The sequence below is a fragment of the Microvirga antarctica genome (assembly GCF_017921815.1).
GTDB lineage: Bacteria > Pseudomonadota > Alphaproteobacteria > Rhizobiales > Beijerinckiaceae > Microvirga > Microvirga antarctica.
Window position 1 is genome coordinate 893,792 of sequence record NZ_JAGEMM010000001.1, and the last position, 13,636, is coordinate 907,427.

A 13,636-nucleotide genomic window follows, 5' to 3' on the forward strand; every position below is an offset into this window, starting at 1 on the left:
CACGCCGGTGTCACGATGATCGATCACAACAGCAAGACAACCCTCTTTCGCAATTGCGACTGGCTTGTCGCCTGGGACGAGAACGCAGCCTCGCACGTCTATCTCCGCGGCGCTGACCTCGCGATCCGCGGCGACACCATCGTGCATGTGGGGCCGGATTTCCCGGGCGTCGCCGATGAGGAAATCGACGCCTCGCGCATGATGTTGATGCCAGGCTTCGTCGACGTGCACAGCCACCCGGGACACGAGCCCGGTTGGAAGGGCATGCTCGAGGAACTGGGGAGCCCCCGACTCGGACAGAGCTCGCTCTACGAGTTCATGCCGGTCTTCAACATCGGTCCGCAATACAGCCGTCCGTCGCTTCGCGTCGCCGTCTCCGAACTGCTCAAGAGCGGCGTGACGACCATCTGCGATCTCGGCACGCCGCGCGAATCGTGGGCGGGCGACTACGCCGAGACCGGCATCCGCGCGGTGCTCTGGGGCATGTTCCGCTCCGGTCCGTGGAAGACCACCGACGGACACTCGGTCCAGTACGATCTCGACGAAGCGCGCGGCGACCGCCTCTTGCGGGAAGCCATCACCATCGCCGATGCTGCATCGAAGCACCCGAGCGGACGCATCACGGGATATTTCGGACCGTCCCAGATCGACACCTGCACGGAAGGCCAGATCCGCGATGCGCTCGATGCCGCCCGCGAGCGCAACCAGCCGATCCAGATCCACGCCGCCCAGAGCATCGTGGAGTTTCAGGAAATCATCCGCCGCACGGGTTGCACGCCGATCGAATGGCTCGAGAAAATCGGCGCTCTGGGGCCCGACACGATCATCGGACATTGCATCTTTCTCAACGACCATCCGTGGATCCACCTGCCGCAGGCCAGCGACTTCGAGCGCCTGCGCGACAGCGGAGCCATGGTGGCCCATTGTCCGGTCGTGTTTGCCCGAAGGGGGATCGCGCTCAACACCCTGAGCCGCTACATGAAGGCTGGCATCCGCTGCGGCATCGGTACGGATTCGTTTCCGCACAATATGCTCGATGAGTTGCGCATGGCCTGTTATGCGGGCCGGATCGTTGCCGGCAGCTTCACGGCATCGTCCACCACAGACGCCTTCATGGCCGCGACCGCGATCGGCGCCGACATGATCCGTCGTCCCGATCTCGGACGGCTGGCGCCCGGCTGCCAGGCCGATTTCTCGGTCGTCGACATGACCAACCCCTACATGCAGCCGGATTACGAACCGATCCGCAGCCTTGTCTATTCGGCCAACGACCGCGCCATCAAGGATGTCTACGTGGCAGGCCAGCAGGTCGTGCGTGACGGGGTGGTAACCACCTTCGAGATCGGCGAGGATATCGAGATGCTCCGGAAGGGCCAGGCCGAGGCGATCGCGGCCGCGCCGGAGCGTGACTGGGCCGGCCGCCGGCTCGACCAACTGAGCCCACGCGTTTTCCCCATGCGTGAACGGTGAGTGCGACGCGTAGGGCAGGCGCAGGGCGTCGCGGCGGCGGAAAAATCCTACCAGCGCCGATGCACTTCCTCTGCCCAGCCAAACAAGCGCTCGACGACGAGGCGGCGACCCGCCTCGTCGATGACATGGCCATTGAAGTACCCGAAGCATTGATGCTCCTTGCTGATGACGACGAGCCTGTCGAATGACGATTGTCGGTCGTAGACCGGCGTAAAAACCAGGTCGATCCGCTCGCCCCGGATGGTCCATGGGCGCAGCCAATCGGTCCTGTCATAAGTCCATTTGAGCTCCTGGCTGATCTTCTCGATGCGCCCGTCAATCCTGAGCGCGTTCTCCGTCGAGGGAGTGCCGTCTGTCCACTTGGCCCCCAATTGCAGGCCGATCTCGTGTCCATGACTGCGACCGCTCGCCGATCCCCAGTTCCAGACGATTGAATAAGGCCAGCGGCCTCGGCCGTGATCGAGTGTCGCGTAGGAGACCGCTTCGTCCACGATGTGGTCGACACCGTCGGCGGTCACCGTGCCACGGACGGGCAGGCAATTGTCCTTGCAGGTATATTGAAACCGGGTGGTGTCCCACGGGACCACGACACTCATGGATTCATGCTGCGCACCGCGGATGACGTCGAGATCGACATGCAGCCTGCTGGTGCGCGCCACAAGCCGCACGCCGCTTTTCGTGGGCAGCATCTCGATTGCCATCCGGTTTCCGCGACCGATGACAGGACCGCCGCCTGATCGGTCAGGCATCTTGTCGACCTTGCTGCGCGGCAGCCAATGAATCTCGGCCTCAGAGAAGGCCTCGAGTGTTCTCAGGTCGAGAAAGAACGTCGCCAAAGTGACGCGATAATCCGAATGCGAGACGTTCACCGCCACAACCAGATCGGGAGTCGCGATGCACCAATATTCGAAGCGCTTGTTGCGCCCCCAACCGCGCAGATTGGCCCGGTGCAGGGGAGACCGCGTCCAGCCGACCGCCTCTGGATTGAGCGTGCCATCCGGCAGACACAGATCGACCTGTGAGGTCAGTTCGCGCTCGACCTTGATGACGCCGCCTACCATTTCCGCCGAACCTCTTCCGCGAGTCCGAGGACCCGGGCCACATGAAAGGGCTGCCCATCGTCCGCAACGATGGTGCCGTCGAAATGTCCAAAGCACTGATCCAGCCGCGCACTGATGACGACACGATCAAACAAGTGGTGGTGGTGAATGACCGGCGTGAACGTCAGATCGACCCGATCACCCTTGATCGTCCAGGGCTTCATCCAGTCGGCGGTATCGTAGGTCCAGTCGAGCTCGTCGCTGATCTTGTGCAGGCGACCATCGATGCGCAGGACATTCTCGGTGGAGGGCGTGCCCGCCGTCCATTTTGCACCAAACTGCAACCCGATCTGGTGACCATCCGTGTCGCCGCTCGCGGCAGCCCAGTTCCAGAGGGTGTCATAGGGCCAGCGTCCGCGCCCATGATCGTGAATCGCGTACGCGTCTCCACGCGTAATCGCGCGTTCAATCCCATCGACGACCACGCGGCCCTCGACCAGAAGACAGTTATTCTTTCGTGTGTACTGAAACAGCCTGTCGCTCCACGGGACCAGCACGCCCATGGACTCCCGTCCCGGTTCTTCGAACACCTGCGCCTCAAGCAGAACCCGTGCGCTCTTTGCATAAAGCGCCGTCCCCATCGCATTGGGTGTCATCCGCACCTCGATGGTTCGCCCTGCCGCAGAGAGCGGCGCGGTTCCGTCCATATGCGAGAGCCCGCCCACTGGCGGCAGCCAGCGATTCTCGCGCGCGCCGCAGGTCTGCCTGGTCTTCAGGTCCACAAAGGTTGACGCGATATTGGCGCGGTAATCATGATGAGAAATATTGGCCGTCACCACGAAATCCTCGGTCATGATTCCCCACCATTCAAACCGCTTGTTGCGGCCCCAGCCTTTCAAGTTGGCACGGTGAAGGGGGGTTCTGCTCCAGCCCACTGCATCGGGATTGAGCCTTCCGTTCGCAAGGCACATATCGACGGGCCGGTCGATCTCGCGCTCGGTGCGGGTGCCGACCGAGAACGCTCCTGGGATACGATCGGGCATGGCGACGCGGCGGGTCACGCGGATTTTTTCATCGTCAGTTCGGCCACAAGAGCGGACCCGGCAGTGCGCTCGTGCTCCACGATAATGGCCGCGGCCCGATCGAAGTCGCCTTCGCCGAGGGCTTTTCGGATAGCGTGATGCTCGTCGAGAGATCCACGCAGGCGATCGGGAACCGCATTGAAGCCACGATGGAACGCTGACGTCTGCGCCGTGAGGTTACTCAAGAGTTTCAGGATCCACTGCGTGTACGGCGTGTCGGTCAGGAACGTATGAAATGCGCGATTGAGTCTGGCGTAGGCAGAAAAATCCAAGGCGCTGACAGCTTCCTCCGAGTCGGCGAGATTGCGATCGATCTCAGCCAGACGTTGCTCTGTGAAGCTGAGGCCGCCGAGTCTGACGGCCAAGGCGCCCAGCGCCCCTCGTATGGCATAGACCTCCTCCACCTGCTCGCTCTTGATCGACGCGACGACGACCCCAAGATGCGCGTGCGAGTCAAGCCAGCCCTCTGCCGAGAGGCTCCGCATGGCCTCGCGGATGGGTGTCTCGCTGATCCCGATTTCCTCAGAGACCTGCCGGGTCGTGATCCGATCTCCGGCACGGACGGCGCCCGATATGACCATCTCCTGGATATGCTGTCGCGCGAGATCGGACTTCGTCAGGAAGACGGGCGCGGGGGGCATCGATCCTGCGCCGCGATACGATGGTTTCTTCATGCGGTCATCCCTTCGTGGCGCCGTCGGCGAGGCCTTTGATCAGCCACTTCTGTACAAGCAGCGCAAACACCACCACTGGCAGTACGGTGAGCGTTCCGACTGCCGTCAGAGCGCCCCAATTCGCACCGTTGACCGAGTCGCCCGCGATCCCTGCGATGGCAACCGGAATGGTGCTGGCATAGCGGTTCGTGAGAACCAGCGCGAAGAGCAGTTCTTCCCAGGCGAGAATCACGCTGAAGATCAGCGTCGACAGCAGCCCCGGCAGGGAGATCGGAACGATAATTCTGAAGAAGGCACCGAACCGCGAGCACCCGTCGAGCATCGCCGATTCCTCGAGCTCTTCGGGAAGCGCCTTGAAGAAACCGCGCATCAGCCACATCACGTAAGGAATGAGGAACGTGCAATAGGCCAGGATCAGTGTGATGTGCTTGTCAGTGAGTCCGAGATTGCGTGCGACCAGGAACATCGGCACGGCGAGGGCGATCGGCGGAACACCGCGCGACAGCAGGATCAATGCTCCCATCGTTGCCAGCCCCTTCACCTTGATCCGCGCGAGGGCGTAGCCCGCCATCGATCCCGCGGCAATCGAGATCAGCCCAGCACCACATGCAACGATAACCGTATTGAGCATGCGGTTGGGGATGTCGGCATGCTGCAGGTAGCTGGTGTAGGTCTCGATCGTCGGAGTGAAGAAGAAGGTCGGAGGCGTCGTAAAGATGTCCCGCGGCATCTTGAAGGATGTCAGCACCATCCAGAAAATGGGGAATAGGAACATGATGCAAGCGGTGATGCCGCCGGCGATGCGCACATAGCGCCCGATCGGACGTTTGCGCCGTCTGCCAGCAAGGGTGAGGGTCGCGCTCAATACATGCCCTCCAGCTTCCGGGTGCCGCGGAGAAACACCGCGGTCAACACCATCGTGATGACCAGAACAATCACCGCCATGGCGGCTGATTCCGCGAATTTCAGCGAGCGGAAGGCCTCCTCGTAGATGAACAGATTGATCACACTCGTGGCTCTACCGGGTCCTCCATTCGTCGCCGCCAGAGCGATATCGAACATCTTGACGGCGCCCAGCCACCGCACGACGAAAGTCGCGGCAATGATCGGCACTAGGAGCGGGAGAGTGATCGACCAGAACGTGGTCCACCAATTGGCGCCGTCGATTTCTGCTGCCTCAAACACATCACGCGGAAGCGATAACAGGGCGGCGGTTGCAATCAGCGTGACGAACGGCGTCCAGCGCCACGTATCGATAATGACGATGGTGATCATCGCGAGCTTCGGATCGCCCAGCCAGTCGAAGGGGCCGAGACCGACGAGCCCCATCCAGTAATTGACGAGCCCCCAGAGCGGGTCGAGCATCATGCGCCAGACGCCGCCGGCGACAACGGGTGCCACCACCATGGGAATGATGAAGAGCGCACGGATAAGCCCGCGACCTTTCCATTCCGCATTGATCAGGAACGCGATGCCGAAGCCCAGTACCATCTGCAACGGCAGCGCCAGGACAAGATAGATGCCCGTCACCTCGAGCGAATTCCAGAATCGCTCATCCTCGATCACGGTCAGGTAATTGTCCCACCCAACCCACTCGGTAGCGGTGAATGTCCCCAGGTCGAGTTCGGCGAAGCTGATCTGAATCGTGTAGAAGATTGGATAGGCGAGAACAGCCAGTAGCAGGAGGGCTGCGGGCGCCATAAAGGCCCAGCGGCTGACGACGTCGGCCGCTCTCCCCCTGCCCCGGATGCGCCTGGCACCCGGAGCCATCTGGTCAACAACGGTCATGGTCACTTCAGAAGTCGCTCGATCTTCTTCGCGGCGCTTTTGAGCGCATCGTCAGCACTGATCTGCCCGGCCACGGCACGACTGGTCTCATCGGCCAGAATCTGCTGGACTGCATCGGACTTCGCCAGACGCGGCCGCCACATCTGACCGGACGCTGAGGTATCGTAGGCCTGCTGCAATGCGGCATAGACGGGGACGAGCCATGCCTGCTCGGGTGCCGTGGCGAGGGTCGATTTGCGCGCCGGGAAGACGCCCAGTGCGTTGGCGTGCCAGACCTCTCCTTCCTTGGAACTCAGCCACTGAAGGAGGGCCCAGGCGGCCTGCGGGTGCTCGCTCTTGTTGGTGATCGCACCACTCCAGATACCCCTATGGGCGCCGGGTCCACGGCTTCCCGCCGGCATGACCTGGATGCCCACCTGATCAGGCGTCAGGGTAGTGGTCGCCGGATCAACCGCCGTGCCCTTGAAGACGCTGCCCCACATGAACAGGGTCGCGACCTGGCCCTGGCGGAAGGCCTGCAGGGATTCATTGAAGCCGTGGCTCGAGGCACCGGGAGGTGCGAACTTGAGCAGATCGATATGAGCCTGGAGAGCCTTGACGCCCTCCGCGTTGTCGAAGGCCGGCTTGTTATCCTTGTCGAGAAGCGCGCCGCCGTTCGAATTCAGGATCGTCTGCCAGATTGTGGGCGTGAGCGAGTCGCGTGTGAAATAGGTATCGACGGCCCATGAATCGATCTTGCCGTCGCCGTTGGTATCCTGCACGAGCTTTGGCGCCTGTGCGACATACTCAGCCCATGTCAGGCTCGGCGTCGGCGCGGGCAGACCGGCTTTCGCGTAGAGTGCCTTGTTGACGAACATGAGGAGCATGTTGGAGCGCAGCGGCACGCCATATTGCACACCCTCCCACTCGCCTGCCGCCAGTGGCGATGCGTTGAAGTCAGCCCAATCGTAGTCCGGCTTCGTCCACTGCCCCGCACCCTTCTTCAGATCGAGCAGCGCGCCGGTCCTGGCCAGTTGTGGAATCCAGGGGTCGTCCGCAATGATGATATCGTAGGTGGGCTTTGCGCCCGTGACGTCGAGCAGGCTCTTGGCGAGAAGCTCGGCGTAGGGCACGCCGTCGATTTTCACCCTGATGTTCGGATAGACCTTGTTGAACTCCGGCACCATGCTGGTCTGCCACTGTTTGGCAAACGCCTCGTTGGCGATCATCCGGATTTCCACAGGCGCCTCCGGCGTTCCCAAGCCGCCACCATCCTTCGCGGCCGTCTGCGCGAAACCGTGCGATGTGAGCGCCAGCGTGGCGATGGCGGACAACCCCGCCGTCAAAGCCCGGCGCGAGAGGCACCCGGTGCGCTTCTGTTCCTGTCCCATGTGAACCCCCCTATATGCGCCGCTGCGAAGGCGGCTTGAGCGGATGCGCAACGGAGCGCTGCGCATCGAATGGACGTGTCCCGTTTGGCGTGACGCGGGATGTAGGCGAGTGCCGATCAGCGGCGGTCGATTCGAAGTCCTGTCTGCGTGTCGAAGACGTGAATGTTGTCCGGTTCGGCCGTAATGTGAATGGTCTCACCCGGCTCCACCGCCGTCCGCCCGCGGATCAGAACGCGAAGCGTGCGACCCGCCAACCGCGTGCTGATCTGGGTTTCTGAACCGGTTGGCTCGATGACCGACACCGCAACGGGCCAACCGGCCGACGCGATGGTGAAATGTTCGGGACGAATGCCGATGGTGACGGGCGTTCCAGCGGATGCATAAACGCCGCCCGGAACAGCCAGCACGAGGCCGTCCGGAAGCGTCAGGCCGCTGCGATCTTCCGTGACGGCTCCTTGCAGGAAGTTCATCGGCGGCGATCCGATGAAGGCCGCGACGAAGAGGTTGTCTGGCCGATCGTAGAGCTCCAGCGGAGCACCCACCTGCTCGACGCGGCCTGCATTCATCACGACGACACGGTTGGCAAGCGTCATGGCCTCGATCTGATCGTGCGTGACGTAGACCGTCGTCGTGCCCAGGCGCTGATGGAGTTCCTTAAGCTCGGAACGCATCTGAACGCGCAGTTTGGCGTCAAGGTTGGACAGCGGCTCGTCAAAGAGGAAGACCTGCGGGTCGCGCACGATGGCGCGTCCCATTGCGACCCGCTGGCGCTGACCGCCTGACAGGGCCCGCGGCTTGCGATCGAGAAGTGGCTCAAGGCTCAGAATCTCCGCAACCGATCGAACGCGCTTCTCGATCTCGGCAGGGGGAAGGCGCCGCAGCTTGAGCGCGAACGCCATGTTCTTTCGCACGCTCATATGCGGGTAGAGCGCGTAGTTTTGAAACACCATGGCAATGTCACGGTCTTTCGGGGCGACGTCGTTGATGACCCGATCACCGATCAGGATGTCGCCTTCGGTGATCTCCTCCAGCCCCGCGATCATCCGCAGGAGCGTGGACTTGCCGCATCCCGAAGGGCCAACAAGCGCGACGAACTCCCCATCGGGAATCGCGATCGACACCCCGTGCATGACCTTGTGGTCGCCGTACGATTTGCGCACGCCTCGAATGTCGACAGCACCCACTTGGCCTCCCGTTTGACCTGCGCCAAATCTCAGTTTCTATATTCAATATTCTATAGAATGTCGGCAAAGGGCCGTCAATCCGCGAGTTGGGACTGCAATTCTGCCGCACCCCCCTGGCGGGGCCTTCGCATCCGCAGCATGACCACACGGCTATCATAGCGGCGCGATTACGCTTTCGGGGAACACCGGTTCGGGCAAGCCCGCTTGGATTGGTCCCGCCGCGGGCGGCCTCTTTTTGCGCTCGGTGTCCGGTCAGGACAGCTGGTCTCGGGGACGTCGGAGGCTCGCCCTGGGCCCTCGCCCGACCGCAGGGCGGCGGATACCCGCCATGAACCGTCCACGAACGAATACCTACTTGCGACAGGCAAAGGGCGGAAACGTGCTCGCTGTGCCTGCATTCATGGCGAGGATCACCATCACGTTCGCCATCTCGAGCTCTTCGGATGATCGCGGGCACACATCTGCTCGTGACGTGCAACCCGATGCGAGAAAGGCTTCATGGCGATCCAGGAAATCCTGCCCCAGCCCTCGCGACCCTCGTCTGGTGATGGCCTCCGCCCACGCCTGTTTGTAGCGGGCGCACTTCACCTCTGGCCAGGTCGGCGACCGCGCATCTTGCGCCACAACGCCGGACGCAGTGCCGATAGCGAGGCACGTCAGCAGTACGGCGGATAATGTCGTCGGACGGGTCACGTCGACCTCGCATGAGGGAGTTGGGCAGGTCAGCCCGCCCGACGGTTAGCCGATTCCGGCAGAATTTTGAAGCGCGCTCGTCTTCGGCCTCCAATCAAGCGAGGAAGATTGTTTCACCGGTGCGCGTGTGCTTGCGCACCGACTCTTGAAAGGAAACTGCGCATAAGTGCGGTGCTGCAAGCGCGGGATCGTCAAGCACATGAGTGAACGACGACATATCCCTGGTCAACTCTCTGATGTCGGCCCACCGGAGGACGTGCCTCCGCCGTGCGAACACGATCTCAGGATTAAAGCCCATGTCCGAGCGATGATCGCTCGCATTCCACTGCGCCCCCAGGCGGCCGATGTGAAGGACTGCGCGGCCGGGCCCTCCGGTTAGGTCTCTGTTCTGGCCGCGTTCGTGCGAACAGAGGAACGTCTCCCGAGTCTTCGCGTTGCCGTGCGACAGAGGAGACTTCGATGCAGAAACCGATTGAGACCCCAAACTCCCATGCCGGCCCTCACTCGAAAGCGGAACACGAGTCGGCCGCGCACCACGATCTCGACGCACGGCTCGACCATGGGATCAAGGAGTCATTTCCAGGAAGTGACCCGGTTTCTGTCAAGGTGAGCAAGTATGCTCCCGGTGATCCTCGCGGCGTCGATGAAACGTCCCACGGTGACGACGACCGGGTTTCCGGAGCTCTTCGGAGTGCCCGGCATGCAGCCGAGGCAACCGCCGAGAGGATTGCGGACTCGGTGGACTACCTGAGCGCACGCGGGCGGAAGGTTGCTCCGCGCGCCCAGAGAGCGGTCGCAGACGCGGTGACCGAGCATCCCGTAGCAGCCATGTTCCTGGCAGGTCTGGTGGGCTGCGGCGTGGCACTCCTCGCCTACGAGGTTGCAACAGCACCCCGTGCCCCCCGCAAGACGAGACGCCGCGCTTATGGGGCTGACGAAATTTCATAGCTGGATCTGTCCTTCGGCCGCCGGGGTGGCTTGGCGGCCGATGGGGTGGACGCGGCAGACGTCACTGTCGACGCTCTCGCTGCCGGGGATCGAGCGTATCGCGAAGCCAGTCGCCCAGGAGGTTGACGCTGAGCACCACGAGCATGATGGCCAATCCCGGGAAGGTGGCGAGCCACCAGGCCGACGAAATGTATGATCGACCTTCGGCGAGCATTCGACCCCAGCTCGGATACGGCGGTTGGACTCCGATACCGAGGAAGCTCAACGACGATTCCAGAACGATCACGCGCGCGAGTTCGAGAGTTGCCACGACGATCACCGGCATCAGTACGTTGGGCAGGATGTGCTGGAACGCGATGCGCCACGGATTGGCACCGATGGTGTGCGCCGAGAGGATGAATTCACGATGCTTGAGAGCGAGGACTTCTCCCCGGACGATGCGGGCGTATCGCGTCCAGCTGGTGAGCGCCAGCACCGCGATAAGGTTGCCGATACTCGGGCCCACCGCCGCGACGACGACAAGCGCAAGAAGCATCAGTGGGAACGCGAGCTGGACATCCACCACCCGCATGATGATCTGGTCCGGCAACCCTCCTCGGTATCCCGAGTAGAGACCAACCCCGACACCGACGATCCCACCGACAACGACAGACGCTAACGCGACCGCAAGCGTGATGCGGCTGCCGTAGAGGATTCGGCTGAAGACGTCGCGCCCGAGCTGGTCGCGCCCCAGCGGTGCCTTCCCGATTTCCGTCAGAGACAGGCTCGGGGGCGAAAGCCGTCCGCGCAAGTCGGTCTGGGTGGGAGCCATGGGGGCGACGACCGGGGCCAGAACCGCACCTGCTACAAAGACCGACAGAATGAATGCGCCAAGAACGGCGTTGCGCGAGCGAAGGAGAGCTGAGAAAAATTTCATCGATGAGGTCCTATGCCCTCAACCGTGGATCAAGCGTGACATAGAGGAGATCGACGATGAGGTTGACCGCGATGAAGATCGCGGCAAGCACGACAGCGCCGGCCTGAACCACGGAGAAATCCTTGGTCTCGATGGCCTGCACGATGACGCGCCCGACACCGGGCCATGAGAAGATCGTTTCGGTGATCACCGCGCCTCCAAGAAGTTCGCCTGCGAGTATGCCCACCATTGTCAGCACTGGCATAGCAGCGTTGGGTGTGGCGTGCTTGAGGAACAGCCGTAGAGTCGATACGCCTTTGGCGCGGGCGGTTCGGATATAATCCTGGCTCAACACTTCGATCAGGCTGGAGCGGAAAAGCCGCGCGACGCTTGCGGAGGTGAAGGTCGCCAAAGTCAGAGCCGGCAGGATGATATGCTCCACCCCCCCGGTTCCACCAGTCGGCAACCAGCGCAGCTGGACGGCGAAGATCAGAATGAAGACGAGACCTAACCAAAAGACAGGGGTCGCCTGACCGATCAGAGCGACCAGCATGGTTACGAACTCGATCAGCGTGCCGCGAAACCGCGCGGCGAGGAACCCGCCCACGAGCCCGAAGGCAACGGCAAGAACCAGCGCGACCATCGCCAGCATCATCGTGTCGGGCAAACGCTCGAGCACGACCGTCATCGCGGGTCGTTGAAACTGGAACGAGGTCCCGAAATCGCCCACGGCCACACGTCTGAGGAAGTCGACGTATTGCGCCCCGAGCGATTGATCCAACCCAAGAGACGCGCGCAGCGTCGCCACGTCCGCATCGCTCGCCCCGATGGGGAGCATCAACAGCACGGGATCCCCCAACAGGCGTGCCGCGACGAAGACAATCGTCACGACACCCCATATGGCAAGGACTGCATTGAGGAGACGGGTGAGGATCACACGAGCCATGAGCGGATCTTACCGGGCACTATTTGGCCAGCTGGACATCCACCGCCCTGAACCAGTCGTCGGACCGGACGGTCCATTTGACACGGTCTGCAAACGCATAGGTGGTTGGTTGATTGAACAGAACGATGTGAGCCGGATCGGCGCAGAAGCTCTCCGTCGCCTTCTTGTAGATTTCAACACGCTTCTTCTCGTCGGTGGTCGAGCGAGCCTCTCGGATCAGTCGCGTGAAATCCGCGTTCTCGTAATACGAGTAGCGGTTGCCCGTTTCAAACAGCGACAACATGCCATCCGCATTCAAGGTCGGCCACGACTGACCGAGATAGGACAGCGAGCCGACATTTCCGGCATTCTGGAACTTGTCGATCCAGCGGCCGTATTCCATCTCGACGAGGTTGGTCTTCACGCCGACTTCCTCGAGCTGCGCTGCAATTGCCTGGGAGACCTCCGCGCCCAGTAGATAGCGCCCGAGCGGCACTTCGAACTCGATCGTAAGGCCATTCGGATATCCTGCCTTTGCGAGCAGCTCCTTGGCCTTGGCCGGATCATAGGGAAACGGTTTGAGATCCGGATTGAAACCGAAATACGACTCGTTCAGCGGCTGACACGCATTCAGTGAGCCGTATCCTTCGAAGAGGGTGTCAAGGATTGCCTGTTTGTCGACCGCATAGTTGAGCGCAAGCCGCAAGGCCGGATTGTCCTTGAACGGCGCCTTGAGATTGTTGAACTTGACGAATTGCATGCGCGTGCTGGGGACCGCGCCGACAACGAATTTTCCCGAATTCTTGATGCGCGCAAGCTCGGACGGGGCAACACCTGAAATCAGGTCCACTTCGCCCACGAGAAGAGCCGAGATCCGCGAAGCGTCCTCGGGGATGACACGAAATACCACATCGTCGAAGGCTGGCTTCGGCCCGGCTGTGTAATTGGGCTTGGCTTTCAGGACGACGCGGTCCCCTGGCTTGAATTCGACAAGGTCGTAAGGGCCAGACCCCAGGGCCTCGATCGCCGGATTATGCGACTTCGACCAGACTGGCGGAAGGAAGAAGATCATCGACATCTGATCGGGAAGCGACGGGTAAGGCGAGCTCGTGACAAGATCGACTGTCGTCGGATCGACAACGCGAACGTCCTTGATGGCCGACAACCACGCCCGCACCGGCGCTTTCTGATTGGGATCGAGGATCCGGTCGATGTTCCACTTCACTGCCGCCGCATCCAGGGGCTCGCCATTGGCGAATTTGACATCCGGTCGGAGCTTGAACCGCCACGTGTTATCGTCGACCGCTTCCCATGAGGATGCAAGCGCGGGCTGCAGCTTCAGGTCAGGACCCCGGATGACCAGCGGTGTGTAAAGGTGGCTGATCACCGACAGATCGGTTCCGACGGTCGTGGTCATGGCCGGATCGAGAAGCGTGACATTGGCAGAAAGAGCAACCGTCAGGCGCTCCGCAAGGCTCGGCGTGGCCAGGCAGGCAAGGGCTGCTGTTGCAACAGCGCCGTTGAAGAAGGATCGTAAACGCATTCGTCTAATCTCCGGTGGCATTTT

General features: G+C 61.9%; 12 protein-coding genes. 2 read left to right on the forward strand and 10 right to left on the reverse strand.

Annotated features, from left to right (window positions below; translation table 11 throughout):
• Positions 1-15 precede the first annotated feature (15 nt).
• Complete coding sequence (locus tag J4G32_RS04375; RefSeq protein WP_210484826.1) at positions 16-1,470, forward strand: amidohydrolase family protein; 1,455 nt, start codon at positions 16-18, stop codon at positions 1,468-1,470.
• Positions 1,471-1,517: 47 nt separating this feature from the next.
• Here the strand turns inward: J4G32_RS04375 and J4G32_RS04380 are convergent, their stop codons facing one another.
• The 7 genes from J4G32_RS04380 to J4G32_RS04410 all read right to left on the reverse strand — a co-directional run bounded on the left by J4G32_RS04380 (position 1,518) and on the right by J4G32_RS04410 (position 8,608).
• Positions 1,518-2,531: a DUF2804 domain-containing protein gene (locus J4G32_RS04380; protein WP_210484828.1), complete on the reverse strand. Its 1,014-nt coding sequence runs from the start codon at positions 2,529-2,531 to the stop codon at positions 1,518-1,520.
• Positions 2,525-3,571, reverse strand: coding sequence for a DUF2804 domain-containing protein (locus J4G32_RS04385; protein WP_210484830.1), 1,047 nt, complete (start codon positions 3,569-3,571; stop codon positions 2,525-2,527). Before J4G32_RS04385 ends, J4G32_RS04380 begins: the two co-directional genes overlap by 7 nt.
• A complete protein-coding gene (locus J4G32_RS04390) occupies positions 3,568-4,266 on the reverse strand; it encodes a GntR family transcriptional regulator (RefSeq protein ID WP_210484832.1) in 699 nt (232 codons plus the stop codon). Before J4G32_RS04390 ends, J4G32_RS04385 begins: the two co-directional genes overlap by 4 nt.
• A 4-nt stretch (positions 4,267-4,270) precedes the next feature.
• The gene (locus J4G32_RS04395) at positions 4,271-5,131 is read right to left on the reverse strand and encodes a carbohydrate ABC transporter permease (RefSeq protein WP_246504761.1); all 861 of its coding nucleotides are present in this window, start codon (positions 5,129-5,131) and stop codon (positions 4,271-4,273) included.
• Positions 5,128-6,054 carry a carbohydrate ABC transporter permease gene (locus J4G32_RS04400; protein WP_246504762.1) on the reverse strand — a complete coding sequence of 309 codons (927 nt, stop codon included), beginning with the start codon at positions 6,052-6,054 and terminating at the stop codon, positions 5,128-5,130. Before J4G32_RS04400 ends, J4G32_RS04395 begins: the two co-directional genes overlap by 4 nt.
• A gap of 2 nt (positions 6,055-6,056) precedes the next feature.
• Positions 6,057-7,424, reverse strand: a complete 1,368-nt coding sequence (locus tag J4G32_RS04405) for an ABC transporter substrate-binding protein (protein WP_210484834.1) — start codon at positions 7,422-7,424, stop codon at positions 6,057-6,059.
• Between the two features lie 116 nt (positions 7,425-7,540).
• The gene (locus tag J4G32_RS04410) at positions 7,541-8,608 is read right to left on the reverse strand and encodes an ABC transporter ATP-binding protein (RefSeq protein WP_210484836.1); all 1,068 of its coding nucleotides are present in this window, start codon (positions 8,606-8,608) and stop codon (positions 7,541-7,543) included.
• A gap of 1,152 nt (positions 8,609-9,760) precedes the next feature.
• Here J4G32_RS04410 and J4G32_RS04415 point away from each other — a divergent pair.
• Complete coding sequence (locus J4G32_RS04415) at positions 9,761-10,249, forward strand: hypothetical protein (protein ID WP_210484838.1); 489 nt, start codon at positions 9,761-9,763, stop codon at positions 10,247-10,249.
• A gap of 61 nt (positions 10,250-10,310) precedes the next feature.
• On the opposite strand, the gene J4G32_RS04420 is transcribed toward J4G32_RS04415, so the two are convergent.
• Genes J4G32_RS04420 through J4G32_RS04430 form a run of 3 tightly spaced genes read right to left on the reverse strand, consistent with a single transcriptional unit; the run spans position 10,311 to position 13,612 of the window.
• Positions 10,311-11,165 (reverse strand): ABC transporter permease, encoded by an 855-nt coding sequence (locus tag J4G32_RS04420; protein ID WP_210484840.1) that lies wholly within the window; start codon positions 11,163-11,165, stop codon positions 10,311-10,313.
• Between the two features lie 10 nt (positions 11,166-11,175).
• On the reverse strand, positions 11,176-12,090 hold the full coding sequence (locus J4G32_RS04425; protein WP_210484847.1) for an ABC transporter permease: 915 nt from the start codon (positions 12,088-12,090) through the stop codon (positions 11,176-11,178).
• 19 nt (positions 12,091-12,109) lie between these two features.
• On the reverse strand, positions 12,110-13,612 hold the full coding sequence (locus tag J4G32_RS04430) for an ABC transporter substrate-binding protein (protein ID WP_210484849.1): 1,503 nt from the start codon (positions 13,610-13,612) through the stop codon (positions 12,110-12,112).
• Positions 13,613-13,636 lie beyond the last annotated feature (24 nt).